This is a genomic window from Streptomyces sp. RPA4-2 (assembly GCF_012273515.2).
Classification (GTDB): domain Bacteria; phylum Actinomycetota; class Actinomycetes; order Streptomycetales; family Streptomycetaceae; genus Streptomyces; species Streptomyces kaempferi.
The window spans coordinates 8673524-8697994 of sequence record NZ_CP050975.2 but is presented as its reverse complement, the minus strand read 5'-3'; the positions used below and the strand labels follow the sequence as shown (position 1 = coordinate 8697994).

The following is a 24471-nucleotide window of genomic DNA, read 5'->3' as shown; positions in this document are numbered from 1 at the left end:
TTGACCGGCTGCCGACTGTCGGCTGTCGGCTGTCACTGCCGTCGGAATACCAAAGGCGTCGTTCGAGATCTGTCTTCGCAGGTCAGGGCGACCGGCAGAACAGTTCAGCAGGGACAGGCAGTCAGCCGGATGCGGCTCGCATCTTTCAGCTGTTCACGGTGAGGAGGCGGGTGAAGTATCACGCACTGCGAACATCCGGATTCACTCGTGCGTACTATCTCTAGACTGCTGCACACCGCAGTAGTTGTGCCCTGCGGGTGATTCAGTCATCTCAGATGGGATACCTACCTATCGGTTTGCGAACACGGCACCCTCCTCGATCGCTGTGCCCGCAGACTGTCAGAAAGGCTTGTGCCATGTCTGAAGTCAAGGACCGCACCACGGAACTGACATCGCAGTACGCCGCTCAGGTGACCGGCGACCTCGAGCGCAATACCAAGGAGCAGGACCGTATCGGCGGGGAGATCCAGGCCTTGCAGGAGCAGTTGGCTGCACTGCAGCATGACCACACTGTGCTGGTGAACCTGCAGCAAGCACTGGGCGGTGCGAGCCCAGCTGCCGAGGCGGTCACCGCAACCGTGTCTTCCGTACCTCACCAGGGCGTTGCCTCATCCAAGCCGGGCAAGACGAAGAAGACGGCTGCCACGAACGCGAAGACCACGGCATCCAAGAAGACCGCACCGAAGCAGACAGCGCCGAAGCAGTCCGCCGCCAAGGTCTCGTCCCCGAAGGCGCCCAAACCGGCCACCGAGCCGACCCTCGTCGAGGTGATCCGCGGCTACCTGAAGCAGCAGAGCGAACCGCGTTCCGCCGCCGAGATCTCCGACGCTCTCACCCAGGCCCACCCCGACCGCACGGTGAAGACCACGGTCGTACGCACCACCCTCGAAGGACTGGTCGCCAAGAACCACGCCCACCGCAACAAGCAGGGCACGTCCGTCTTCTACACCGCCCCGGCCACCCAGGAACCCGCAGCCGGCTGAGCGTCCGTCGGACCTCCGGTGGTGCTGCCCCCGGGCCGAGCCTCGGTGCAGCACCGGCCGAAGTACCGGCGGGCAGATGAACCCAACCTGGATAAGGCGGATTCGGCCGCAATCGCAGACCGGTTCCCCGACCGCGATACGCAGCGTCCGGTGCTCTTGGAGCTGGCCTGCCGCGCCCTTCTGAACCCTGCAGTCGTGTGGGACAGCGGCAGGTTCAGCGCGCACGCCAGGTACGTACTTCCAGGTGGGTGATGTGGGCGTCGGGGCGGATGCGTCCGGTTTCCACGAGCCATTGGTGGACGGCTGCGGTGGCGTCGCCTGCCGCGGCGTCGACGCGGCGGGCGAAGTCGGCTGCGTGGCCACTGACCTCAGCCGTCCACGGCGGCCACCTTCTGACCGTGGCACTCACCTGCAGCTTCTCGCCTATTTGCGGCGGGCGACACATTCGTTGACTAACGGTAGTCGTCCGGGTACGACTGCATCCAAGTGTTGATCTTGTCGCGGGTCGTGACCAGCAGGCTCTGGTGCTTGTGGAGGTTGTCGAACGTGAAGTCGCCGTCCAGCGCGGTCTGCATCTGCCCGATCCAGGCGAGCGGCTGCCTGAAGTGTGCTGTGCCCTTCGGGCTGGCTTTCATGGACTTGCCGAGGTCGTCGAGGTTGGTCAGAAGGCGGTTGAGGAAGTACTGGCAGTTTCCGGGGGTCCCACAGCTGTCGTTGTACGTTGCTTGCAGTACTGAGAAGGCGTCTCGTACCTGCGGCACGGCCGCGCCCGGAGCAGCCGGGGTGGTCGGGTAGCCATTCGATGTGGCGGTGCTCGGCGTTGACGAACTCCCGATCATTTTTGCCGCAGTGCTCCCGGGCGTCGGCGTCGTCGTGACGGAGGAATCCGCGGGCCCGGGCCCGGCCTCAGCGCTGTGTCCACCAGAGCAGCCGGTCGCGAGAGCGGCTGCGAGTAGCACGACGGCCACTGCGGGTATGAGTTGGGTTTGACGCACGGCTTGTCCTCGAGTTCCGGGATGATGAACAGGGCGATACGCGTGCTTACCGTGTGCCGGTGTCCGCTGTCCATCTGGCGCAGGTGGAGGGGATCCGCGAGGGTGCGGACCCTTCCCTCCTGCTCGACCGTCGTGTTCCGGGTTCTACGACGACATGGTCCAGGTGCTGTGCGAGGCGAAACAGAGCGGGCTCGCGTTGGAGTGGCGTCAGACGGCCCTCGACCGCGACCAGGCCGACCACAGGCCGTCGGCCTCGGCCCTCTGCTCTCAGCGCCAGGTCAGGACGAGAGTAGGTGCGGCGCGTACTCGCGGACCGCATCCAGCAGTTGTCGCTTCGACGGGTTGACCATGGCGTGCCCGGCGACGGTGACGGTGGGCACCGTCTCGTTTCCGTCCGCGACGGAGCGGACGAACGCCGCTGCGTCCTTGTCCTGCCAGATGTTCCGTTTGGTGTAACGCAGGCGCGTGAAGAGCAGGCTCAGCCGCAGGTTCATGCAGAACACGCAGCCGGGCCGCCAGTACATCACGACGCCGTCGCTTTCCTCGGTCATGCACTTCCCCCGTACGGTGTTGCTGTCCCTGGCGGCCGGAACTTCCAGGCTACGGGACACCGGGGCCCGTACCTCGGTGCGTGGCCAGGATCTCGCGGCCGCGGTCCGGGGTGATCAGCTGGGCCAGGACCGGGTCGGCGAACAGGGATATCGGGGCAATATGGTCCTCGCACACCGGGTGCCACAGGCGTAGCGCTGCACGGAGTTCGGGCCAGGCTTCGTCACACAGGCCCGCGCGGGCCGTGCGGACCTTGGCGGGGTCGGACATAGGGTCGGGTTCGGGCCGCGGGCCGCCGCCCGCGTACAGGGTGACGACGATCGGTCCTGTACGGATCGGCGGCTCGTCGGGAGCCTGAAAGGCCGGCTGCCCGGCGAGGCGGTCGGCGACGGCGTGCACGGCCGCGTCGAACTCGGGTCCGCCGAAGGTGAGCCGGAAGCCCGGCTCGGCCGCCCGGGCCTCGTAGTCGGCGACGAGCGCTCGCACAGGTGCGGGCGCGTGCTCCTTGAGCCGCGGCAGGGGCCGCAGGTCGTGGGGGTGCGCGAGCTGGTCCTGCCGGACCAGGAGCGGTAGGAGTTCCGCGGCGAAGAGCGGGCTGAGCAGGAGGTCGTCGTTGCCCGGGCGGTACCACATCAGGCTCGCGATGTGGCCGCGCCAGTCGCCGAGCATCGCCTTCATCTGCATGCTCAGCACGTCTGCTCGCTCCCGCCCGTACTCGTGCGCCTGGGCGAACACCGACAGCGGTCCGTCGACCGCCCCGGCCAGCGCCTCGCATCGGGCCCGCTCGACCTCCGCGTCCCAGTGGTTCCGGGTGGCGCCCGGCGGCTTGCGCAGGGCGTGGAAGGACACCCACTGTCGGCGCATGAGGCCGTGGAAGGAGTCGTACCGCTCCGGTCCCTCGCCGGACCAGGAGGCGAGCCAGTACGCCGCCCACTCGCCGTCTACGTCCACGTCGTCGGGGTCGAGCAGCATGACCGCCGCGTCACCTTCAAGGGACAGGCGCAGGCAGCGCGCTAGGACCTTCGCCTCCTGAACGCCGAACGCCTCCTCACCGTCCTCGTCCTCTTCGAGATCGTCCTCCGCGAAGTCTTCCCAGACCTCGATCCAGGTGCGGTCGTCGGTGTCCCGCAGCCATTCCAGCTCCGCGGCGCCCGCCAGCCGGTAGATGAAGTGGCCCGCGTCCCGCCACCCGTTGGTGACCAGCAGGAACTCCCGAAGCGAAGGTGGCAGCCGGCGCCCCAGCCGGGCCTCGGCCGCAGCGACCTCGGCCTCACTGGCCGGCGCGAACCCGAGCCAGGCGTCCCGCACGACCTCCTGCGCGAGCGGTGCGTCCTTGTCCGGGTCGTGTCCCGCGATCCACTCCGCGCTCCACTGCTTCAGAAACGGCCGCCACGTCGTACGCTCACCCATCGTCTCCTCCGCCTCTCGCTCTCCGTCGTCCGACTTCACCTCACCACAGGGGTACGACAACGGGTTGCGGCCCGACTCGGCTACGCCCGCTTTCCGCGGGAAGAGATCAAGACCGGTGACCGCGCCCCGGCCCCGGGCTTCGAGAGAGCCAGAGGTCCCGGTTGCCCGCGATCAGCACGCGCCCGTCCGCGAGGGTGACCGCCGTTCTCGGGGGGTCCTCGCTGCAGCCGAGGCCGCGGCGTTTCCAGTCCGTGGTCGTCCGGTTGCCGACCCAGATGGAACTGCACAGCAGTGTGCGGGTGTTCGGCTTGGACTTGGGGCGGGGGGCCGAGCCGACCAGGACCGGGTGGCCCGCGGAGTCGACGGTCGCGGCAGTGATCTCGCCGGTGCCCATGGCCGAAGTGTCCATCCGGGTCCAGTGGGTGCCGTCCTGGCTGGTGAGAACCAGCGGGAGGGAGTCGTAGAAGGCGCCGGCCCTGGCATAGCCACCCACGGCGAGCCAGTGGTCCGACGCGTACAGGATGCTGTGCACCTGTGTGCCCGGTGGCATTCCGGTGCTTTCGCCGGACGTCCAGTGCGCGCCGCCGTCCGCGCTGCGCCAGAACGGGATCGTGCCCGAGGAGTGGAAGTCGAAGGCGTTGGTCGCTGCCGCGCCGAAGGCGACGACCTCCTTGCCGTTGACGCCGAAGTCGCCCACGGGTGTGGACGGTTGCCGACCTTCGATCGGCGGCAGCGGCACGCGACGCACGGTCTTGCCCGCGTCGTCGGACGCGAACACGTACGGAGACTCCACCCGGTCGACCGTCTGGCCGCCGCCGATCAGCAGGAGCGAGCCGACCTTGACCGCTGTGTTCACCGAGGCGTCGTCCGCGGTCTCCTGCTCGGGGCGGGTGTTGAACGTCAGTGGCAGCGTGGCGAGCCGGAACTGCTCGCCGTTCGGTGCCCTTCGGGTCAACGTGGCGCCGACACCGATCAGCGAACCGTCATCCCACGGCACCACCACGTCGCCCGGCAGGCCGCCACCGGGCCAGCCGCTGCGCATGGAGTACGGCACGTCGGTTTCGTCGTCGGCGCCCGGCTTCGGGTTGATCGAGAGCTTCGTACAGCCGTCGGAACCAGTCCAGTTGACGTTCACATAGCGGTACCCGTTGGCGAATGTCCCCTCGCCCAGGGCGCAGTCACCCAGCGGCACCAGCTGGCGCAGACCCTGGCGGGGCGCCACATACCCCTTGTTGTGCGGGCCGGTCACCGACGGGTAGTCCACCGCGCCCGCATACTCCTTGAACCCGAGCTCTGCCGCGCTCGTGTCCCCCGTGCCGGTGTCCCCTGCGTTGATCCTTCCGCAGCCGCCCAGTACGAAGGCCGCACTGGCTGCCAGGCTCGCGACGGCGGCGAGCCTCCCCCCACGTGTTCTCATCCCTCCACGCTACTGAACTCGAACACGTGAATGCCGGGCGCTGCCATGGTGGGCGCTGCATACGACAGCCTCGGCTACGACGGATTCCACGACTGACCCCTGCTCCAGGACCGCTACACGCTCGCCGTCCTGTTCGAATACGCTGCCACCCTCGGCCTCATCGGCATCGAGTACGTTCCGCCCGTCGGCGCCCGCGAGGACTACCGCGACAACTGGGGCGCCGACGACCTCGGGCATTGGCTCGCCCTAATGACACGAGTCGCGATCATCCGGATGACGCGCCATTCCACCCTCCGAGCCGGTCTCGATCGAACCGGCAGCAACCCGTTACGCGGGCGCGGGTGCGCGTCGTCTGAGGCGCCCTCGGGCTCACCACACCAGTCGTCTCGCTCGCTCCGCTCGTCGACGTTCTGACCGACGTCTACCGGGTGCTCGACCCAGCGGTTCAGAAGCGGGCGAATCGCGGACTCCCTCGGGCCTACGAAGGCGCGCTGACGAGGCAGGCCCAACAGAGCGCCGTCGAGCGGCGGCTGCAGAAACTCATCGCCGGGGAGAACAACACGCCCGAGTAGCTCCGGATCAACGCTGACGGCGCCCTCCCCCCGCTGACTGGGCGCCCGCACCGCTGGGGCCTCGCGGCTGACCCGTCCCCCTGCCTGGCCTCGGCGCGCAGCCGGCGACTTCACGGACGACGTGCCGACGAGGAGTCCTAGCCCCGACGGGCATCCCCTGGTTAACGTGTGCCGGACGTCAGGGGGGACGTGGCTGCATACATCTGTAAGGCCTGTGGTGACACGGTGTGGGCCGAGCCGGGCCGTGAGATGCGGACAGTGTCCGCGCACGCCCGTGAGGCCGGGCACCCGAATCGCGGTCTGACCCATCCGGCGAGCAAGGTCGTGGCTGCGCAGCGACGCGCTGGGGGGCGCCGTCCGCCGCAGCCCGAGCGTCGTTCGTGGGGCACCCGGTGGCGTGGGCTCCCCTTGAGCGCCCGTGTCATTGCCGTGCTCTGCCTTCTCGCGCTCGCCCTGACCTATGGATTGTGGCTGGCAGACACGGGCAAGGACCCCGACCCGTACTGCACCGCGAACGCACAACGGCACGGCATGTGCTGACCGGCACTCAACCCGCTATAGAGCGGGCTCCCGACCCTTCACCAGGAAGAGCATGAGCGAACCAACACAGCTCGGCAGCGACTCCGAAAGCCAGACAGACGAGCAGCGGGCGCCCGCCGGAGACGAATCCCGCCCGGGTGTCGTGGCAGCCAGAGCACAAGCCGACAGCAATATCCACAAAGCGAAAATAGAACTGGATTCCGCAGCCGAACTGGATCGCTGGCGGATCGGTCTCCCGGCGCTGCTGTGCGGTGTGCTCGCTTTCGTGTTCTTCATGGTTTGGGGGTTTAACCAGAAGCTTCCCGACGATGATGGGTCGACGGGGTATATCGACTGGTGGTGGTCGCCCGCGTGCCTGACGGCGTTCATCGTTCTTGGCGTCACACTTCGGGTGCGTACTGTCAATCGATCCAGCGCACACGACAAGGTGGTGAGTGACGAGGAATTCAATGTGCGTATGGCCGAGTTGGACTACATACCCGAGACCGACGCGCCGCTGCTCGCGAACCGAGAACTCCTCCAGCGGTACCACACCCTCTCGACCGGCCAGGCCAGCACAGCCTTCAGAGTCGCTGTATGGGTCATGGGAACAGCCACCGCACTCGTCATCGGCGGTGCCGTCGCCGCGGCCCTGGCCCGCACTACGACGACAGCGGTCACCCTGGCTTCCCTGACAGCCTTCATCTCCGCCCTCGGCGGCTACGTCTCCTCGACCCTCCTCGCCACCTACCGAGTCTCCGTCGAGCAGGCCCGGCACTACTTCCGCGAACCCCTCGCAGGCGGCTACCTCCTCGCAGCCGAACACCTCGCCGCCACCCTCGACGCACCGGAGCGCGCTACAGCTCTCGGACGCGTGGTCGACGGATTCATCCAAGCGGCCACCAACGTCCCCGGAGCCGCACAAGACTCGGCGCCGTCCGAAGAACCACCAGGGGCCACCTCCGCGCTCTCCTAGATGATCAATTCCAAGGGATGCCTGCGGAGGGTGTGGGGTGGGCGGCGGCCGAAGCCACCGCGAGACGGTCAGGCGGCGGGCTGCCGGCCCTGGTTGTCGAGGTGGCAGCGGGCGCTCAGGCGTCAGGGTCGACTTCGGGGTGCGTGAACCGCACGGGCTTGCGCAGCGACCGAGCGTAGGTGATTTCGGCTCGGGTGCTGTCTCCGATGTAGTCGCCGACTAACCTCGGGCTTTCACGAGGTGGGCTGTCCAAGAGTTGATCAGAAACACGGAAAGTGCCCTTGACCTGCAACGATGGGACTTGCTGAGGGTCCTGTTGGCTGCAAGGAAAAGAGCACTTTCCAGGTGAGAGAGCCTATCTCGTCGTACCCACGTGTCCGTGTCCAGGCAGACGGTCGGCAGGTGCTCTCGCAGGCCGGTGCGGTCCTGCTGCTGGAGACGGTCCGCAAGACGGGCCTTGACCAGGCGATATCCGCAGCTCTGGCTCCGTGGCGCAAACCGCGGGCCGTCCACGATCCCGGCAAGATCCTCCTGGACGTCGCCCTGGCGGTCGCACTGGGCGGGGACTGCCTCGCGGACGTCTCCATGCTGCGGTGTGAGCCGGCCGTCTTCGGCCCGGTCGCCTCGGACCCGACCGTCTCCCGCCTGATCGACACCCTCGCCGCATCCGGCGACAAAGCCCTGCAGGCCGTCCGGTCCGCACGCTCCGAAGTCCGTCATCGTGCCTGGTCGTTGGCCGGCGAGAACGCCCCGGACGCCGACGGCCAGGTCACTGTCGACCTCGATGGCGTCCTCGTGATCGCCCACTCCGACAAGCAGGACGCGGCCGCGACCTGGAAGAAGACCTACGGCCATCACCCGCTGACGGCTTTCGTCGACCACGGACCGGGCGGAACCGGTGAACCCGTCGCCGCCCTCCTCCGACCGGGAAACGCGGGCTCCAACACCGCCGCCGACCACATCACCACCGCCCAACTCGCCCTGGCCCAACTGCCCAAGCACTACCGGCGAGGACGGCAGACGCTGATCCGCACGGACTCCGCCGGCGGCACCCACGACTTCGTGTCCTGGCTCGCGAAGCGGGGCCGATGGCTGTCCTACTCGGTCGGCATGACGGTCACCGAAGCGATCCACGAACACGTGCTGAAGGTCCCCGCCTCGGCCTGGACCCCGGCCGTCGAGGCCGACGGTGAGGCCCGGGACGGGGCCTGGGTCGCCGAGCTCACCGGCAAGCTCCTGGACGACTGGCCCAAGGGCATGCGGCTCATCGTCCGCAAGGAACGGCCCCATCCCGGCGCCCAGTTGAGGATCACGGACGCGGACGGCATGCGGATCACGTGCTTCGCGACCAACACCACCGGCCGGCCGATCGCCGAGCTCGAGCTGCGTCACCGGCTCCGGGCACGGGCCGAGGACCGGATCCGGGCCGCCCGGGCCACCGGCCTGCGCAACCTGCCCCTGCACGACACCGCCCAGAACCGGGTCTGGATGGAGATCGTCCAGATCGCGCTCGACCTGCTGGCCTGGATGCCCATGCTCGCGCTGACCGGCCGGGCGAGGCTCTGGGAACCGCGTCGATTGCGGTTCCGCCTGTTCTCCGCAGCCGGCCAGCTCGTCACCACCGGTCGGCGCAGGATTCTCCGCCTCGCCCGGCACTGGCCCTGGACCGGCGAGATCACCGCCGCCCTTGAACGGCTCGCGCTCCTGCCTGACCCCGGCTGACTGGCAACCCATCGTCCCTGCGGCAGCATCACCCGCCCGGGCAGTGGAACCCGGCGCCCACCCGACGCGACAGCCGGGCCACCGGCCTGCCCGGCATCAGCTCCGGAAAGCAAAAGGGTCCGCCGACTCCGTCGGCGGACCCTCAAGAAAGATCGAGGCTAAAGCGCCTGAGTTCGCGAATACTGAGCACTCGGCGCCCCGAACCGGGGCGTTCGTCGCGTGTCAGTTGGCGATCATCGTCGTTCTTTCATCCAGCAGGCGGGGCAAATGTCGCGGCCACCGCGGGTCCGGTGCCCTTAGTGGGCATTTAGCGATGACCTGTATCGGTAAGTGACCTTCGCGGCCGTCACGCTTGGGGTATTTGTCCTATACGCGCACCCTCACGTCCATCGAGCTGCGGACATGCCCGCCCGTTTGCTCCGGTTCTCAAGCATGAAGTCCGTCTGGTTTGAAGACCAGGCAGAAACGCCCAGCAGCAGGGGAACAGCGCCGACCACCGCAATCCATGATCACGCTACGGCGTGAGCCAGCGGAAGCCGTACCCCAGCGACCTGTCCGACGCCCGATGGGCCTTACTCGAACCGACATTGACGGCCTGGAGAAAGGCCCGACTCGACCGCAGGCCCACCGGACAGCCAGCCAAGGTCGACCTGCGCGACATCTTCAACACACTCCTCTACGTCAACCGCACCGGAATCCCCTGGAAATACCTCCCGCACGACTTCCCGAACCACGCCACCGTCTACGCCTACTACGCCGCCTGGCGCGACGAGGGAATCCTCACCCAGCTCAACCACGACCTCACCGGCCTGGCCCGCGTGAAGGAAGGACGCAAGCCCGAACCCACCGCGTCCGTGATCGACACCCAGAGCGTGAAGACCTCCACCAACGTGCCCCTGACCAGCCAGGGAACCGACGCCGCCAAGAAAATCGTCGGCCGCAAGCGAGGCATCCTCACCGACACACTCGGCCTGCTCCTCGCCGCGACCGTCACCGCCGCGAACCTGTCCGAGAACGCCGTGGGAATCCAGCTCCTCGACCAGGCCAAAAAGACCTACCCGACCATCTCCAAGAGCTGGGTCGACACCGGCTTCAAAAACGCCGTCATCGAACACGGAGCCAAGCTCGGAGTCGACGTCGAAGTCGTCAATAGAACTCCAGGAGTTCGTGGCTTCCACGTCGTCAAAAGGCGCTGGGTCGTCGAGCGAAGTATTGGATGGATCATGATGCACCGGCGCTTCGCCCGCGACTACGAGATGTTGCCCGCCAGCTCCGAAGCCAAGATCCACGTCGCCTCGATCGACAACCTCACCAAGCGCATAACGGACGAGACGACACCCACCTGGCGAGGAACGTACTAGGAGATAAAGGGCAATCCATCTAGATCAAATGCCCTCTTACGGCATTGCGTCTGTATGGAGGGGGACAGTGACGACGTCTCGGTCACTGTGACGCGGCGAGTGTGACGACCGTCGCCACCGCGGCGAAGACGAGCACGATGGGGGCCATGGCGCTGCCGCGAGCGGCGCTGTCTCGGTAGTCGCCCCACTTGACGTGGTAGCCGATGGCGCCGAGGAGCAGGACGGCCATCCCGGCGGCGGCGGCGATGCCCAGCGGCTGCCACCAGATGCCCGCCACGAGCCCCGCCGCGGCTGCGACCTCGGCGAGTCCGATGAGACGGACCTGTGCGGAACTGAGGCCCTTTGCGACGAGGCCGTCCGGGACGTCCCCCTTGAGCTGCGCCTTGGGCGCGCCGGCGGCGAGGGAGACGAGGGCAAGAAGAGCACTGAGGATCACTGCAGCGATGTACACGAGGGTCCTTGGATGGAGATGAATGGGTGTGGGAGGCCCCGCATATCCGTCCCGGCGTAGGCCGCGGGACACGAGCTGTGCGTGGGGCCCCGCAAACGGGTGCCGCCCGTTCGTGCGGCGGTGGGTTGGGGCTGCGCCATGCCGGATGTGGCTGCGTCGGCCCTGGTTGCGTTTCGGTCATGGTGGGCCGATGGGCCATGAATGGTTCGAACACGCGTCAGCTGTACGGGCCTTGGACGCGCCGTCACATGCCGATGTTGCCTACGGCCGCAGCGAGACGCTCGGGTCGAGCCCCGGAGGTGGTTCGGGAAGTGGCGGTGGTCGGCGGCGAGGTTGCTCGGCCGGACCTTCCGCGATGCCTCCGCCGGTGAGGACGGTTTTCCGGGTGCGGGCGTCCCGCCGGACCACCACCGAGTCCTGTCGACATGACGGACCGGCACGGCGGACTCCTGCAGCGCTGTCCGCGCTGCGGGCCGGGAGCCGCCTGGTCGCACCGATGTGGCGTGTGATCGCCATGGGCTTCGCCGCCGCCGGGAGGCGGCGGCTGATCTGCGTGCGTTACACGGCGCGCAGCGGGGCGAGTGCCTTGCTCCAGGCCAGGACCTGGTCCAGGGTGGTGTGCAGGGCCTCGAGCTGGAAGTCGCCGGGCTTGAACACGCTGAAGTTCTCGAAGTCGTGGAACAGCGACAGCGAGACCTGTGAACGGACGTCCGCCATCTGCAGCTCACCCGCGATCAGCCGCAGGTGCTCGACCGCGCGGGCGCCGCCCAGGCCGCCGTAGCCGACGAAGCCGACTGCCTTGTTGTTCCACTCCGCGTAGAGGTAGTCGATGGCGTTCTTCAGGGCGCCGGACGTCGAGTGGTTGTACTCGGGCGTCACCATGATGAATCCGTCGAACGAGGCGATCTTGCTCGCCCACGCCTGCGTGTGCGGCTGGGAGTACTGACCCAGCGACGGCGGGAGGGCCTCGTCGAGGTGCGGAAGCTTGTAGTCGACGAGGTCGACCAGCTCGAACTCCGCGTCCGTCCGCTTCGAGGCGATGTCGTGCACCCAGCGCGCGACAGCCTCGCCGTTACGTCCGGGACGGGTGCTGCCGAGGATGATTCCGATCTTGGTCAACGCAAGAACCCTTCATGAAGGTGACCCGTGCCCGTTTTGGGCTGACATATAGCCCTGGCAGCCGGTCGGGACATATAGTTGCCACATCAAGCAAGTTACCAAAAGATTGTTGCGTCAAGCAAGTGCATGCCCGCATGACGGTTCCCGTGTGACGTTTCGCACCCTTGGTCCCCAACCCCGGTCCTCACACACGCGAGGTATTCCTGCATGACACCGAAGCCCACTCCGCCCACCGAGGCGCCGCAGCCGCTCACCCCCGACGAAGAAGCCGTCGTCCGGGCCCTCCCCTCGCTCCTCTACTCCCTGCCGCGCGCCATCGACGCCGACATGGCACGGGAGCAGCGGATGTCGAACACGGAGTACCTGACGCTGATGCACCTGTCGGAGGCACCCGACCGGCGGCTACGCATGCACGAGCTCGCCCACGCGATCGAGATGTCCCTCAGCGGAGCATCCCGGATCGTGCAGCGGCTGGAAAGCGAGGGGTACATCGAGCGGAAGCAGTGCGACACGGACGGCCGTAGCTGGCACGCCTCCCTGACCCACGCAGGCCTTGCCCGCCTGGAAGAGGCCTGGCCCAGCAACCTCGCCGCGGTACGCCGGCACTTCCTCGACCACCTGAAGGACCTGGACCTCAAGAAGCTCGCGGCCGCCCTGCGAAACGTCGCCACCTGAGGAGCGTCTCGGGACGTCGACACGCCCCTGCGGACATATTCATCACGCCGCAGCCTCACAAGTTTCATTGATGCCAGGCACTGTTGACCGCCGAGCACCCTTCGACATCACCTGGAGTGACCCACACCAGCACGCACAAGCAGTTCGCCGTCGAAAAGATCCGCCCGCCCTACTGGCGGATGACCTTCTCCAACGGGAGAGATCAACCTGATCGACCCGGACACATCGAGCAGCTCACCGAGTTGATCACTCGCATCGAGCAGACCCCGGATCTGACCTCCGAAGCGCCAACCCCCCACGGGCCTGCATCCGTATACCGACAACATGTACCGGCTGGCAAAGGTACCCGCCGCCACCATCAGTGAGATCGACGGCGGCGCCCGCGGAGCCCGTGACGTGCGGGACCGGCAGGCAGCCCGCTTCCGAGCGGCGCGGTGCGCTGCTGCGCGCCGACTGCGAATGGGTCGCCGCCCATGGGGAGGACACTTCAGTGCGTGAACTCGCCGCGGCGGCCAGCTTTTTCCCGTCGACGGTCAGCCCCACCTGGCGCGGATGCGGGCCGCGTGTGCCGAGGCGGCAACCCGCGGCTGGCGCAGCCGCGGGTGTCCGCACCGCGGCCGCTGGCCGCCACCGCTGCACACCGGCGCGGGCCTTGACGCGCTGCGTGCCTCGGTCGACATCTGGGCCCTCTGTCCGGTTCTGTGGCGACGCACACCAGTCACTGCACACGTGGACGGAGCAACCCGTGGAGGACGAGGCTGGAGAGTGCATCAGCCAGGCAGTCTCTGTCCTGTTCTGCCGCTGGTGCGGCAGCCGGGTTCAGTCGGTCGGCGATCGGGTCGTGGGCGAGGGCGAGCGCCGGACCGGTGATGGCCGTGTACAGGACGTGCGGCGGCACCCGCGGGATGCGGCCGGCGGCCGTGAGGCTGTTGATGGTCGGCTCGATGCTGTCCCAGAACGGCTTGATGAACCGTTCGTGCAGGTAGTCCAGGCGGTCGGAGTCGCGGGTGGACTCATCCGCCAGCAGACGGTTCATCGCTGAGGCGCTCGCTGATCGCCGGTACAGCTGAACGATCACGCTGCTGAGGCGTTCGTCGTCGTCGCGGGATTCTGCCAGCTGATGATCGAACTCTTTCTGGTCGTCCAGCAGCGCGAAGTCCACGACTGCACGCCAGAAGTCACCTTTAGACCCATAGCGGTCGTTGACGAAGTTGTGACTGACCTCGAGCCGCCGCGCGAGCTCGCGCACCGTGGTCGCGGCGTATCCGAGCTCCGCGAAGGTCTCGAGGCCTCGCCGAAGGATTTCAGTCTCGTCCAGTTGCGCAGGGGCGTATCTGCCCCGCGCAGGCGACTTCACCGCCGTCCGGTCGTCGGTCATTTTTCGCCGCTCCTCGCCGCAGCCTGCTGAACCGGGGTGTTCTCGCCGGCCCTGGCCCCCGACGCCGGCACAAAAGCGTCGACTCGGACCAGGGACGGCTCGTGTCAGGCAGATCCTATGTGCCCGTCCCGGCCCCTTGGAGAAGCACAGATATCGAGCTTGACAGTTGTCAGATCCAAGAACATGCTTGACGCGTCAAGTAAGTGTTGGTGGTCGTGACAGCCACCGCCTCATCTCTCAGGAGCTTCATGACCACCAAGAAGGACCGAGCAGTCGTCACCCTTCCCACCGCGGCCACGCGGAGCCGCAAGGTGACCGGCCTGGTGACCAGTCTCGTCGCCGCCGCTGCCCTGACCGCCACAGCCGTCCCGGCCATGGCGCAGGGCCAGAACTCGGACAAGACCCCGGGGCACTCGGCGCAACACCACTACCTGTCGCCGTTGCAGGTCACCTCGGCCTACTACGCAAGCTACAACGGGGACCTGGCCGCCGGTTTCGACCGCTACATCTCCAAGGACCTGGTTCTCCACGGGTTCAACGGGCCTGAGCAGCGCGAGGACTGGATCAAGGGCGATCTCAACATCAAGGCCGGGCTCAAGGGCTTCAAGATGACCGTCCTCGACCAGATCGTCGAAGGCGACAAGGTCGTCACCCGCTGGAGTTTCGAAGGTGTCCACACCGGGACTGTCTTCGGGATTCCCGCTTCCGGCCGCGACGTCACGCTCAGCGGCATCTCCATCGACCGCGTGGTACACGGCCAGTCCGTCGAGCACTGGTCCGAAGGCAACTTCGGCAGGTTCCTCGATGAGCTCCGCGGCGTGTCCGATCCCGGCTCCGCCACCCCCGGCACCAAATAGCGCTCCGTGGCGGCCCGTCCTTGGCGATGGCTCCGACCAGGGGCGGGCCCGCCCGTCGCGCTCGCATCTCACCCATACAGACCCGATGGAACAGGTACGAAAGCAGGAGAGAACCATGGGAATCCTTGACGAGAAGGTAGTACTCATCACCGGCACCGGTGGCGGGATGGGGCGCGTCGCCGCGCTGATCTTCGCCCGGGAAGGCGCGAGGATCGTCGGCGTGGACATCCAGGCCGGCGGCAACGCGGAGACGGCCGAACTCGTACGTCGCGCCGGCGGCGAGATCACGAGCATCGCACCGGTCGATCTGACCGACCCGGACCAGGTTCATCAGATGGCCGACTCCGCCGCCGACGCCTACGGCGGGCTCGACGTCGTCTACAACAACGCGGCCATGCAGCGCTTCGGGGCCATGCCCGACTTCTCCGTCGAGGACTGGCGCGCGACGGAAGCCGGAGAACTCGACATCCCCTTCTTCGTGTCGAAGTACACGTGGCCACACCTTGTCCGCCGAGGTGGCGGAGTCATCATCAACGTGGCATCGGAGGCCGGCCTGATCGCGGGCTCCACTCCCCCGATGATCGCCCACACCGCGGCCAACGCAGGCGTCATCGGAATGACACGACAACTCGCCCTCGAAGGCGCCCCTCACGGAATCCGCGCGGTCGCGATCAGCCCCGGCCCGGTTCTCACCCCGGCCAGCGACCGCGACCTCGGCGACAACCAGGCCATGAGGGACGCCATCACCAGCAAGACGCTCCTCAAGCGCTTCGCACGACCCGAGGAGATCGTCGAACTGGCCGCCTTCCTCTCCTCCGACCGGGCCTCCTTCATCACAGGCGCCAACTACCCGGTCGATGGCGGAGCCAGCGCCTGGTAACCCCACCCATGCAGCAACACCAAGGCCAACCTTGCCTCGAACAAACCGGCATGGGCGCTTTCCACGGCCCCGGCCCGAATGAGCGCGATGAGCTGCTGGACCTCCTCCGGGCTTGCGCCCGCGGATTCGAGACGAGCGGCTACACGAACCTCGGCGCCCGCGGCTGCCCTGATTCTCGCCCGGCTCTTACGGCCGTGGCTCTTGGCCATACGGCTCTCGTATTTCCCGCGCCCCGGCCCCATGCCCCGATGCGCCTGAAGAGCAGCATGCGGAAGGCTCGACAACCCTGTGGTGCTGGAAGTAGAAGACCTACGGCTCACACTGATGCTCGCAGACTGGACCTCGTAGCGAGGTCCGCGGGTACCTTTGCCGCGAAGCACCCCGGTCATGGGCCGCGCGCAGTTTGATGATTGTCAACGGGCACCGGCGGCTTGAGGTGCGTTCTACGATGCGCGAAGGCTGGGGTCCCGGCGCCAACTGGCTGCTGGTCCACAGTTTCAGCCCGGTCCCGTAACGCTCTGGCGGGGCCGGGCTGACCACTTCTCGGTGCTGCAGGAGCTGGCCGGGTTCGCGGGAGAGAGCGTGGGAACGGAGGAGGGGCCCGACGGCGCCGGCCCCCTCTTCACACGGTGGGATTCAACCCGAGGCTCCCAAAGCGTATCGCACCTCAGACCCTAAGAAGTCATCTCATTTGGGCGACTCGGTATTCTGTGAGTCATGGTGGGGATCGTTGAGCGGCTGGTGCCGGACGAGTTGTGGGAGTTGTTCCAGCGGGTGGTGCCGGAGGCGCCATCGCGGCCGCAGGGCGGTGGTCGGCGTCGGCATGGCGACCGGGAAGTGCTGGCCGCGATCGTCTTCGTGGCCACGTCGGGTTGTACCTGGCAGCAGCTGCCTTCGGCGTCGTTCGGCCCGTCCGGAGCGACTGCCCACCGGCGGTTCTCGGAGTGGTCGAAGGCCAGGGTGTGGGCCAAGCTCCACCGCCTGGTCCTCGACGAACTCGGCGCCCGCGGCGAGCTGGACTGGTCGCGGTGCGCGATCGACTCGGTGAACATGCGGGCCCTGAAAAGGGGGACCTGACAGGTCCGAATCCTAATGGGCAGCGAAGCGAGTCATCGCTATCCGAATCCGGAGTGAGAGCTCTTTCGACAGACCGCGGGACTCGCTTCAGCAGCGGTTCCGGCCGGAACCGAGACCTCGTCCGCCACCTGGGCAGGAAGCCCCCTACTGAGAGCGATCTGACCCCGGCCGGAACCGTTCCAGTTTCCGAGCTTCGCGAGCACAACAGCGCCTCGCGAGGACACAAACGCCTCACAACGGGTCTCCGCAGACCCAGTTCAGAACACGTCACCCGACGGTGCGAACCAAGAGCTTCGATGGTCGTGGCCTGAGCCAACTACACGGAACACCTTTCATCTTGTCGCGAGCCTGAGAGCTCTCGCGAAGACGAAGGACCGTGCAGTTCGCTGGGGTTGCGAACGGCTGGTGGGATGTTGTGCCTTGAGCACTTCCATTAGGGAGCACGCGCACCCTGCACAGGCTCTGGCCTGCGGAAACATCAGAGTGTGAGGGAGAACATGATGGAGATCGCGGGGTTACCAGTGCCGGTGTTCTGCGGGGTGGACTGGGCAGAAGACCATCACGATGTCGCTCTCGTCGATGCCGGCGCAACACGGCTCGCCAAGCTGCGAATCAGCGATGATGCAGCCGGATTCGCACAGCTCACAGCCCTGCTGACGGAGCACGGCGACAGCAAAGATCACAAGATCCCGGTCGCGATCGAGACGTCTCGGGGATTGCTGGTCGCCTGTCTCCGCGCGACGGGACGCCCTGTGTTCGCGATCAACCCGCTGGCGGTGGCACGCTACAGGGATCGGCACTCGGTCGCGAGGAAGAAGTCGGACGCCATCGACGCTGCTGTCCTGGCGAACATCCTGCGCACCGACATGGCCGCCCACCGGCCGCTGCCGAAGGACTCCGAGCTGGCACAGGCGATCGCGGTGCTGGCACGAGCTCAGCAGGACGCGGTCTGGGATCGCGTCCAGGCCCACAACAAGCTCCGCTCGCAGCTGCGCGAGTTCTACCCAGCGATCTTGGCCGCGTTCGCCGACAAGCGCGGGGGAATCTGCTCACCCGAGGCCCGGACCATCCTGGCCAAGGCGCCGACGCCCGCAGCGGCGGCCCGTCTCACGCGCCGACGTCTCCAGTCCCTGCTCAGGCAGGCTGGACGCCTGCGCGGCATCGAAGCCGAGGCCGACCGGTTCCACGAGGTTTTCCACCGCGAGTACCTCCACCAACCACCGCAGGTCGAGGCGGCCTTCGGCCAGCAGGCCACGGCTCTGCTGCGCCAGCTGGAGGCCGCCTGCACCAACGCCGACCAGCTCGAAGCCGCCACCAGGGAGTCCTTCGATCAGCATCCCGATGCCTCGATCATCTCCAGCTTTCCGGGCCTGGGCTCCTTAACCGGGGCCCGAGTCCTGGCTGAGATCGGCGACGACCGAGCCCGCTTCACTACCGCCGGATCGATGAAGGCCTACGCCGGCAGTGCACCAGTCACCCGGGCGAGCGGCAAAAGCTGCACGGTGATGGCCCGGCGGGTCAAGAACCAGCGCTTGGCGGCTGCCGGCTACGTCTGGGCCTTCGCCTCCCTAACCGCGTCGTCGGGCGCCAGAGCCCACTACGACCGCCGCAAGGAGGCTGGTGACCGCCACGTCGCTGCCCAGCGCAACCTTTTCAACCGCTTCATGGGGATGCTCTTCCACTGCCTCCAGCACGGAGAGCACTACGACGAGGAGACGGCCTTCCCCAACCAACCCGCAGCACAGCTTCCAGCGGAGGCCGCTTGACGAGTTACGCGCGTGGGATGTCTGTCGACCGGGGCAAGTACGGGTCGAAGATCCACTTGATCACCGAGCGGACCGGTCTGCCCCTTTCGGTGGCAATCTCGGGGGCGAACCTGCACGACAGCCAGGCCCTGATTCCCCTCGTGCAAGGGATACCGCCGATCCGCTCCCGCCGCGGACCGAGGCGCCGCAAGCCCGCAAAGCTCCACGCCGACAAAGGCTATGACTACTCCCACCTGCGACGATGGTTACGCCGGCGCGGCATCCAGCACCGGATCGCCCGCAGGGGAGTCGAGTCCTCACAGCGACTGGGACGTTACCGCTGGACCGTCGAACGCACGATGGCCTGGCTCGCCGGCTGCCGCCGCCTCCACCGACGCTACGAGCGCAAAGCCGAGCACTTCCTCGCCTTCGCCAGCATCGCCTGCACCCTCATCTGCTACCGCAGACTCGCCAAATGAGATGACCTCTTACTCCGGGTGTCTACACCGCCACGTCCGGCGTCGGACTCACCGGTGACCTGATCCTGGATGCCGGAGGAAACCCGAACGCCGTGTGGGTGTTCCAGATCCCCGAAGCCCTGACGACGGCATCGTCCAGCCGAGTGCTTCTGACGAACGGCGCTTCGGCCTGCAACGTGTACTGGCAGATCGGGAGTTCGGCCACCCTCGGCACCAACTCCACGTTCGTGGGCACCGTGATGGCCCTCACCTCGATCAGCGTGACCACGGGGACGAACATCGAGGGCCGTGCCCTGGCCCGTAACGGCGCCGTGACGCTCGACAACAACAGGATCTTCCTCAACAACTGCGCGACCGCCACCACCGGTGGGACCACGTCGGGCACGACGACCGGCACGACCACCGGCAACGTCGCCGGCAACACGTCCGGGAACACCGTGGGCAACACCGCCGGGAACACCACCTCCGGGAACACGCAGGGCAACACGGCCGGGAACGGCACCGCTGGAAACACGGTCGGCGGGACCACCGGTGGCCCCGGACATGGCGGGAAGCCCGGAAAGCCGCACCACCACGACAACAAGCCGGGCCACCACCACGGCCAGAAGCCTCACCACGGCGAGAAGCCGCATCACGGGCACGACATCGATCACGGCAAGCCCTCGTACGGCGAGCAGCCCGAGGGGAACTACGGCTACGCCGACGTCCCCCACGGACGCGAGGCCGCCCTCGACTACGCCAAGGGCTACGCGGGCTAGGCAGCACCCCGCAGTAACTCCGCTCGTCGGATCACGGCGCGCGGCGGAATCCTCACCGATTTCGCCGCGCGCCGCCGGTGATATTCCGAAAAAGCGGCCAGACATGAGTAGCTGATATGAGAAAAACAGGGTGGACGGTGTCCAGCGGAATTGAACCAGCGGACGTGAAGGAACTCCCGCACTCCGATCCCGGCCCGACCCCACAGGAATGCACCGACAGCACGCCGACGCCCGACAGGCTGTCGAAGGGGGCTCGGGCACTGAAAACCGGGCTGTCCACAGCAGTGATCCTGTGTGTGGCGACGACTCTCGTCCATGTCGTCCTGGTGTTCCTTCAGGTCGCTCCGACCAACACCGGCTCCAAGCGATACAGCCCACTGATCAACTCGTGGGTGTATCCGTTCTTCGAACAGAACTGGCGGCTCTTCGCCCCGGACCCCGACTCGGTCAACCGGCAGATCCTTGCGCGCACCGCAGGCGGGACCGGAAATCGGCTCACGTGAGTTCCTGGTTCGACCTGACGGCCGTGGACAACTCCGCCGTCGAACACGACGCGTTCCCGAGCCACACGGCGCAGAACCTGTTGCGCCGCTCCTGGACCTCCTACGTCGAGACATACGGTGGCGACGACAGGGCCCACACGGAACGCGCCCTGATGATGCAGAAAACTTGCGACCGAGCCGCCGGCCCCTCCACCCCGACCGCCTACAACCGGTGCGCCCATGCCGGTGTGTGCTGTGGTGTGGCCCCACCACAGCACACACCACGCAGGTCACGGCGTTGCGCCCGATACGCCAAGGTCTGCGCGACCAGCCCAAGCCAGCCTGCGCACGAGGGCGGGCGCCCACACCAGGCAGGCGAAATGCCCTCCCCTCGTTCGGCGGCGGCCGCTGCGCACACCCGGGAGGGATGCAGTCGCGTTTCCGGGGCAGCCGAGACGCAGAAAACAGCGCTTCGGCAGTGAGGCAGAACCTATGAATCTGGCGGAGCAGGACCACGGCCAGCAGCACCTGCCGGGCCCTTCGATGGCGGTCTCCCTCGTGGTGGAAGGCGCTGGGGAGATCGGCGAGACCCGGGACGCAGCCCGGGACTTTCTGGAGTCGTTGCAGGCCGTGCACGGCTTTCCTGTGTCTCAGCGGGCGGTCGGGGTTGTTCAGCTGGTGGTGTCCGAACTGGTGACCAACGCGCACAAATACGCGCCCGGCCCCTGCCTGCTGACCCTCGAGGTCAGTGAAGGAGCCGTCGCGGTGACGGTATGGGACAGCAGCACCGCGCTGCCCCTGATCCTGCCGCCGGACCCTGCCCGGGTCGGACAGCACGGCCTGGAGATCGTCATGGCCGTGTGCCGCAGCTTCGAGGTGCACCGCGAGCCCGTCGGCAAACGCATCCGCACCGCAATCACTCTGGCCGACGACCCCAACGGCGACCCAGCCGGCCACCAGCCAGTGTGACTGCGCGCCGACGCCCCGTCCCGCCAATCACGTGCTGCGGGGCTGGTTGTGGCAAGCCCGGCGCGGTCCTGCTGGACGTGCAGTTCGGTGCCAACTCCAGGTCACGTTTCCTGTGACGCAGGGACAGGGAGTTCGCCCGAGCCTCGGACGACCAGGTGGGTGGGGACGGTGATGGTGCGGGCGCGGGTGCGGTCGCCGTCGAGTCGGGTCAGCGCGGTGGTCGCGGCCGCCCTGCCGAGTTCTTCCGCGTCCTGGGCGACGACGGTCAGGGCCGGCTCGAGTGCCTCGGCGAGCGAGACGTCGTCGAAGGCGACGACGGCGATGTCCTTGCGCTTGCTGCGGGCCAGTTCGGCGACGACGCCCAACGCCATGATGTTGTTGCCGGCGAACAGCGCTGTTGGGGGATCGGCCAGGCCGAGGAGTTGGGCGGTCGCGGCCTCGGCTCCTTGCTGGTTGTGGGCGTTGGCGAGGAGCGAGCGATCGTCGGGGATGTCGGCTTCCTGGAGTGCCGAGCGGTAGCCGGCCAGACGTTCACGGCGGGTGTACAGCTTCACGGGCAGGTCGCCGACGAAGCCGATGCGCCGGTGTCCGTGGGCGATGAGGTGGGCGACGCCGTCGTGGGCGCCGGCCCGGTTGGAGCTGACAATGCTGTCGGTGGCGAGGCCGACTCCGGGTCGGTCCAGGAAGATCACGGGCAGTCCCGCCGTACGGTGGGACTTGAGGTGGGAGTGGTCGGCGCCGACGGACGGTACGACGATCAGGATGCTGACGCGGCGGGCGAGGAACTTGTCCGTCAGGGCGCGTTCGCGCTCGGGGTCGTCCGCGGAGGAGCCCATGAGGAGGGTCAGTCCGCGTTCGCGGACGGTGTCCTCGATGGCGCGGGCCACGGCTCCGAAGAAGGGGTTGGCGAGGTCGGGAATGACCAGGCCGATGGTGGTGTCCGGGCCGCCGATGCGGATGTTGCGGGCCATGAGGTTCGGCTGGAAGCCGAGCTTGGCCACTGCTGCGAGTACCTGTTCCCTGGTCTGCGCGGACGCGGGTCCGTCCTCGTTGAGGACTCGGGAGACCGTCTTGGCGCTGACGCCGACTTCTCGGGCGACGTCGGCCAGGGTGGGGCGGCGGTTCGCTGCCATGGAGGAAACCGTCTCCTGAGGGCTCTCGCTTCCGGCCGCGGCCTCGGCCGGAAGATGCGAGAGCTGGGTAGTGCTGTCAGGTGGCCCGGACTCCGGCGGCCTTCGCGGCCTCCGAATCCGCTACGACAGTATCTCCGGCTTCGTCGACGGTGAGCGCGCCGGTCATGATGGCGACGACCTCGGCCATGGAGTAGTCGGAGGGTTTGATCACGGCAGCGCGCCGGCCGAGGCGGTGGACGTGGATCCGGTCGGCGATCTCGAAGACGTGGGGCATGTTGTGACTGATCAGGACGACCGGCATGCCCTTGTCGCGGACCCGGCGGATGAGGTCGAGGACCTGGCCGGACTCCTTGACCCCGAGGGCGGCGGTGGGTTCGTCCATGACGACCACGGAGCGGGCCCAGGCGACGGAACGAGCGACCGCGACGGCTTGCCGCTGTCCTCCGGAGAGCGTCTCCACCGACTGCGTCAGCGAGCGCAGGCCGATCTTCAGGTCGGCCATGTGCTCGGCGGCCTCCTGGCGCATGCGCTTCTTGTCCAGCATGCGGAAGACACTGCCGAGGACGCCGGGGCGGCGCAGCTCGCGCCCGAGGAACATGTTCGAGGCGATGTCCATGGAGGCGGCCACGGCGAGGTCCTGATAGACCGTCTCGATGCCGTGGGCGCGGGCGCTCTGCGGGCCGGAGAAGGTGATGGGCTCGCCGTTGAGTCGTATCTCGCCCTCATCGGGGGTCACCGCGCCCGTGAGGGCCTTGATCAGGCTGGTCTTGCCGGCGCCGTTGTCGCCGATGACGGCGAGGACCTCACCGGGGAGCAGGTCGAAGTCGGCGCCGTCGATGGCGGTGACCTGGCCGTACTGCTTGACCAGACCGCGGGCCTGCAGAACGGGCGTGGGGGAGGAGGTGACGGTCATCGGGCCTTCTTCCGGGAGAGCTGGTCGACGGTCACCGCGAGGATCACCAGGACGCCGGTGATCAGGGTCTGGTAAATGGAGGCGACGCCCATCAGCTGAAGGCCGTTGCGGAACACGCCGACGATGAGGACGCCGATGAAGGTGCCAAGGACCGAGCCGCGTCCACCGAAGAGGCTGGTGCCGCCGAGGACCACGGCGGTGATGCTGTCGAGGTTGTCGGTCTGCCCGGCCTGGGGGTCGCCGACTCCGGTGCGGGAAATGAGCAGCAGGGCGGCGATGCCGTACAGCAGGCCGGCCACGGTGTAGATGCTGATGGTCAGGCGGGAGGTGCGGATGCCGTTGAGCCGGGCGGCCTCGGCGCTGTTGCCCAGGGCGTAGACATGCCGCCCCCAGCCGGTGCTGCTCAGCGCGTAGGCGAGGAGGAGGAACAGGGCGATGGTGACCAGGGAGCCGTAAGTGATGTCCGTGTGGCCCAGCGGGAAGGTCTCCCCGAGTGCCGTCAGCGGGCCGGTCAGGTTGGTGACCGTCTGCTCCTCGGAGTAGATGTGGGTCAGCGCGAACGCCACGTTGAGCATGCCAAGGGTGACGATGAACGGCGGCAGCGGGATCTTCTGCACCAGCAACCCGTTGAGCAGACCGAACCCGCCGCAGACCGCCAGGCCCAGGGCGATGGCGAGGAGCGGGGGCAGAGAGCCCTCGGCGGCCATCTTGGCGATCACGATGCTGCCGAACGCCATCACGGCCCCGCACGAAAGGTCGATCCCCGCCGTGAGGATGACCAGGGTCTGGCCGATGGCGAGGGTGCCCACGACCATGACCTGCTGCACGATCAGCGAGAAGTTCCCGCCGGTCAGGAACTGGTCGGTCGAGAAGGAGAAGAAGGCGCAGGCCAGGAGGAGGGCGGCCAGGGGTCCGGTGGTCGGCGCCGTGAGCAGTCTGCGGGCTGTGGTCGGTGCCTTGAGCTCCGAGTACGGCGTTGTCGTGGCTGTCATGCGAAGTCCTTGTCGGAAGACAGATGTCCTTGTCGGAGGACGAGGGCAGAAGCCCCGCC

21 protein-coding genes and 3 pseudogenes are annotated in these 24471 nt (G+C 67.4%); 13 read left to right on the top strand and 11 right to left on the bottom strand.

Going from position 1 to position 24471, the window contains the following annotated elements; genetic code table 11:
* The first annotated feature begins 356 nt into the window (after positions 1-356).
* On the top strand, positions 357-983 hold the full coding sequence (locus HEP85_RS38135) for a hypothetical protein (RefSeq protein ID WP_168531968.1): 627 nt from the start codon (positions 357-359) through the stop codon (positions 981-983).
* Positions 984-1197: 214 nt separating this feature from the next.
* Here the strand turns inward: HEP85_RS38135 and HEP85_RS38130 are convergent, their stop codons facing one another.
* The 5 genes from HEP85_RS38130 to HEP85_RS38110 all read right to left on the bottom strand — a co-directional run bounded on the left by HEP85_RS38130 (position 1198) and on the right by HEP85_RS38110 (position 5354).
* Entirely contained in the window at positions 1198-1392 is a 195-nt protein-coding gene (locus HEP85_RS38130; RefSeq protein WP_248002268.1) for a hypothetical protein, read from the bottom strand.
* Positions 1393-1435: 43 nt separating this feature from the next.
* The gene (locus HEP85_RS38125) at positions 1436-1744 is read right to left on the bottom strand and encodes a hypothetical protein (RefSeq protein ID WP_168531967.1); all 309 of its coding nucleotides are present in this window, start codon (positions 1742-1744) and stop codon (positions 1436-1438) included.
* A 512-nt stretch (positions 1745-2256) separates the two neighbouring features.
* Positions 2257-2529, bottom strand: coding sequence for a glutaredoxin domain-containing protein (locus HEP85_RS38120; protein WP_168531966.1), 273 nt, complete (start codon positions 2527-2529; stop codon positions 2257-2259).
* A 49-nt stretch (positions 2530-2578) separates the two neighbouring features.
* Positions 2579-3937, bottom strand: coding sequence for an SMI1/KNR4 family protein (locus HEP85_RS38115; protein WP_168531965.1), 1359 nt, complete (start codon positions 3935-3937; stop codon positions 2579-2581).
* A 106-nt stretch (positions 3938-4043) separates the two neighbouring features.
* Complete coding sequence (locus tag HEP85_RS38110) at positions 4044-5354, bottom strand: hypothetical protein (protein ID WP_168531964.1); 1311 nt, start codon at positions 5352-5354, stop codon at positions 4044-4046.
* Between the two features lie 1164 nt (positions 5355-6518).
* On the opposite strand from HEP85_RS38110, the gene HEP85_RS38105 reads away from it, so the two are divergent.
* From HEP85_RS38105 to HEP85_RS38095, 3 genes are all read left to right on the top strand, one after another.
* Positions 6519-7421, top strand: coding sequence for a hypothetical protein (locus HEP85_RS38105; protein ID WP_168531963.1), 903 nt, complete (start codon positions 6519-6521; stop codon positions 7419-7421).
* A 345-nt stretch (positions 7422-7766) separates the two neighbouring features.
* Complete coding sequence (locus HEP85_RS38100; protein WP_168531962.1) at positions 7767-9143, top strand: IS1380 family transposase; 1377 nt, start codon at positions 7767-7769, stop codon at positions 9141-9143.
* A 521-nt stretch (positions 9144-9664) separates the two neighbouring features.
* Positions 9665-10504, top strand: coding sequence for an IS5 family transposase (locus HEP85_RS38095; RefSeq protein ID WP_168531961.1), 840 nt, complete (start codon positions 9665-9667; stop codon positions 10502-10504).
* An 82-nt stretch (positions 10505-10586) separates the two neighbouring features.
* On the opposite strand, the gene HEP85_RS38090 is transcribed toward HEP85_RS38095, so the two are convergent.
* The gene (locus tag HEP85_RS38090; RefSeq protein WP_168531960.1) at positions 10587-10955 is read right to left on the bottom strand and encodes a DoxX family protein; all 369 of its coding nucleotides are present in this window, start codon (positions 10953-10955) and stop codon (positions 10587-10589) included.
* A 558-nt stretch (positions 10956-11513) separates the two neighbouring features.
* Positions 11514-12074, bottom strand: coding sequence for an NADPH-dependent FMN reductase (locus tag HEP85_RS38085; RefSeq protein WP_168531959.1), 561 nt, complete (start codon positions 12072-12074; stop codon positions 11514-11516).
* A 207-nt stretch (positions 12075-12281) separates the two neighbouring features.
* On the opposite strand from HEP85_RS38085, the gene HEP85_RS38080 reads away from it, so the two are divergent.
* On the top strand, positions 12282-12749 hold the full coding sequence (locus HEP85_RS38080) for a MarR family winged helix-turn-helix transcriptional regulator (protein WP_168531958.1): 468 nt from the start codon (positions 12282-12284) through the stop codon (positions 12747-12749).
* Between the two features lie 718 nt (positions 12750-13467).
* Here the strand turns inward: HEP85_RS38080 and HEP85_RS38075 are convergent.
* Positions 13468-14127 carry a TetR/AcrR family transcriptional regulator gene (locus tag HEP85_RS38075; RefSeq protein WP_168531957.1) on the bottom strand — a complete coding sequence of 220 codons (660 nt, stop codon included), beginning with the start codon at positions 14125-14127 and terminating at the stop codon, positions 13468-13470.
* Between the two features lie 248 nt (positions 14128-14375).
* Between HEP85_RS38075 and HEP85_RS38070 the strand changes: the two genes are divergently transcribed.
* From HEP85_RS38070 to HEP85_RS38035, 8 genes and pseudogenes are all read left to right on the top strand, one after another.
* Positions 14376-14984: an ester cyclase gene (locus tag HEP85_RS38070; protein WP_168531956.1), complete on the top strand. Its 609-nt coding sequence runs from the start codon at positions 14376-14378 to the stop codon at positions 14982-14984.
* Between the two features lie 115 nt (positions 14985-15099).
* A complete protein-coding gene (locus HEP85_RS38065; RefSeq protein ID WP_168531955.1) occupies positions 15100-15864 on the top strand; it encodes an SDR family NAD(P)-dependent oxidoreductase in 765 nt (254 codons plus the stop codon).
* A 717-nt stretch (positions 15865-16581) separates the two neighbouring features.
* Positions 16582-16955, top strand: a pseudogene (locus tag HEP85_RS38060) (transposase); the annotation flags it as partial.
* 483 nt (positions 16956-17438) lie between these two features.
* Positions 17439-18707, top strand: a complete 1269-nt coding sequence (locus HEP85_RS38055; protein ID WP_168531954.1) for an IS110 family transposase — start codon at positions 17439-17441, stop codon at positions 18705-18707.
* 17 nt (positions 18708-18724) lie between these two features.
* Positions 18725-19165, top strand: coding sequence for an IS5 family transposase (locus tag HEP85_RS38050; protein WP_282189877.1), 441 nt, complete (start codon positions 18725-18727; stop codon positions 19163-19165).
* 14 nt (positions 19166-19179) lie between these two features.
* A pseudogene (locus HEP85_RS38045) lies at positions 19180-19923 on the top strand (ice-binding family protein); the annotation flags it as partial.
* 116 nt (positions 19924-20039) lie between these two features.
* Positions 20040-20887, top strand: a pseudogene (locus HEP85_RS38040) (DUF5819 family protein).
* Between the two features lie 10 nt (positions 20888-20897).
* Positions 20898-21374 (top strand): ATP-binding protein, encoded by a 477-nt coding sequence (locus HEP85_RS38035; RefSeq protein WP_248002267.1) that lies wholly within the window; start codon positions 20898-20900, stop codon positions 21372-21374.
* Between the two features lie 101 nt (positions 21375-21475).
* On the opposite strand, the gene HEP85_RS38030 is transcribed toward HEP85_RS38035, so the two are convergent.
* The 3 genes from HEP85_RS38030 to HEP85_RS38020 form a co-directional block, all read right to left on the bottom strand.
* Positions 21476-22507 (bottom strand): LacI family DNA-binding transcriptional regulator, encoded by a 1032-nt coding sequence (locus HEP85_RS38030; protein ID WP_168531953.1) that lies wholly within the window; start codon positions 22505-22507, stop codon positions 21476-21478.
* 76 nt (positions 22508-22583) lie between these two features.
* The gene (locus tag HEP85_RS38025; protein ID WP_168531952.1) at positions 22584-23420 is read right to left on the bottom strand and encodes an ATP-binding cassette domain-containing protein; all 837 of its coding nucleotides are present in this window, start codon (positions 23418-23420) and stop codon (positions 22584-22586) included.
* Positions 23417-24412: an ABC transporter permease gene (locus HEP85_RS38020; RefSeq protein ID WP_168531951.1), complete on the bottom strand. Its 996-nt coding sequence runs from the start codon at positions 24410-24412 to the stop codon at positions 23417-23419. Before HEP85_RS38020 ends, HEP85_RS38025 begins: the two co-directional genes overlap by 4 nt.
* Between the last annotated feature and the right edge of the window lie 59 nt (positions 24413-24471).

What these genes read in the sequence shown, in the direction of transcription:
- HEP85_RS38135 (WP_168531968.1), top strand. Translation starts at nt 357, where the DNA reads ATGTCTGAAGTCAAGGACCGCACCACGGAACTGACATCGCAGTACGCC.
- HEP85_RS38120 (WP_168531966.1), bottom strand. Translation starts at nt 2,529, where the DNA reads ATGACCGAGGAAAGCGACGGCGTCGTGATGTACTGGCGGCCCGGCTGC.
- HEP85_RS38115 (WP_168531965.1), bottom strand. Translation starts at nt 3,937, where the DNA reads ATGGGTGAGCGTACGACGTGGCGGCCGTTTCTGAAGCAGTGGAGCGCG.
- HEP85_RS38110 (WP_168531964.1), bottom strand. Translation starts at nt 5,354, where the DNA reads ATGAGAACACGTGGGGGGAGGCTCGCCGCCGTCGCGAGCCTGGCAGCC.
- HEP85_RS38105 (WP_168531963.1), top strand. Translation starts at nt 6,519, where the DNA reads ATGAGCGAACCAACACAGCTCGGCAGCGACTCCGAAAGCCAGACAGAC.
- HEP85_RS38080 (WP_168531958.1), top strand. Translation starts at nt 12,282, where the DNA reads ATGACACCGAAGCCCACTCCGCCCACCGAGGCGCCGCAGCCGCTCACC.
- HEP85_RS38075 (WP_168531957.1), bottom strand. Translation starts at nt 14,127, where the DNA reads ATGACCGACGACCGGACGGCGGTGAAGTCGCCTGCGCGGGGCAGATAC.
- HEP85_RS38070 (WP_168531956.1), top strand. Translation starts at nt 14,376, where the DNA reads ATGACCACCAAGAAGGACCGAGCAGTCGTCACCCTTCCCACCGCGGCC.
- HEP85_RS38065 (WP_168531955.1), top strand. Translation starts at nt 15,100, where the DNA reads ATGGGAATCCTTGACGAGAAGGTAGTACTCATCACCGGCACCGGTGGC.
- HEP85_RS38055 (WP_168531954.1), top strand. Translation starts at nt 17,439, where the DNA reads ATGATGGAGATCGCGGGGTTACCAGTGCCGGTGTTCTGCGGGGTGGAC.
- HEP85_RS38050 (WP_282189877.1), top strand. Translation starts at nt 18,725, where the DNA reads ATGTCTGTCGACCGGGGCAAGTACGGGTCGAAGATCCACTTGATCACC.
- HEP85_RS38035 (WP_248002267.1), top strand. Translation starts at nt 20,898, where the DNA reads ATGAATCTGGCGGAGCAGGACCACGGCCAGCAGCACCTGCCGGGCCCT.
- HEP85_RS38030 (WP_168531953.1), bottom strand. Translation starts at nt 22,507, where the DNA reads ATGGCAGCGAACCGCCGCCCCACCCTGGCCGACGTCGCCCGAGAAGTC.
- HEP85_RS38025 (WP_168531952.1), bottom strand. Translation starts at nt 23,420, where the DNA reads ATGACCGTCACCTCCTCCCCCACGCCCGTTCTGCAGGCCCGCGGTCTG.
- HEP85_RS38020 (WP_168531951.1), bottom strand. Translation starts at nt 24,412, where the DNA reads ATGACAGCCACGACAACGCCGTACTCGGAGCTCAAGGCACCGACCACA.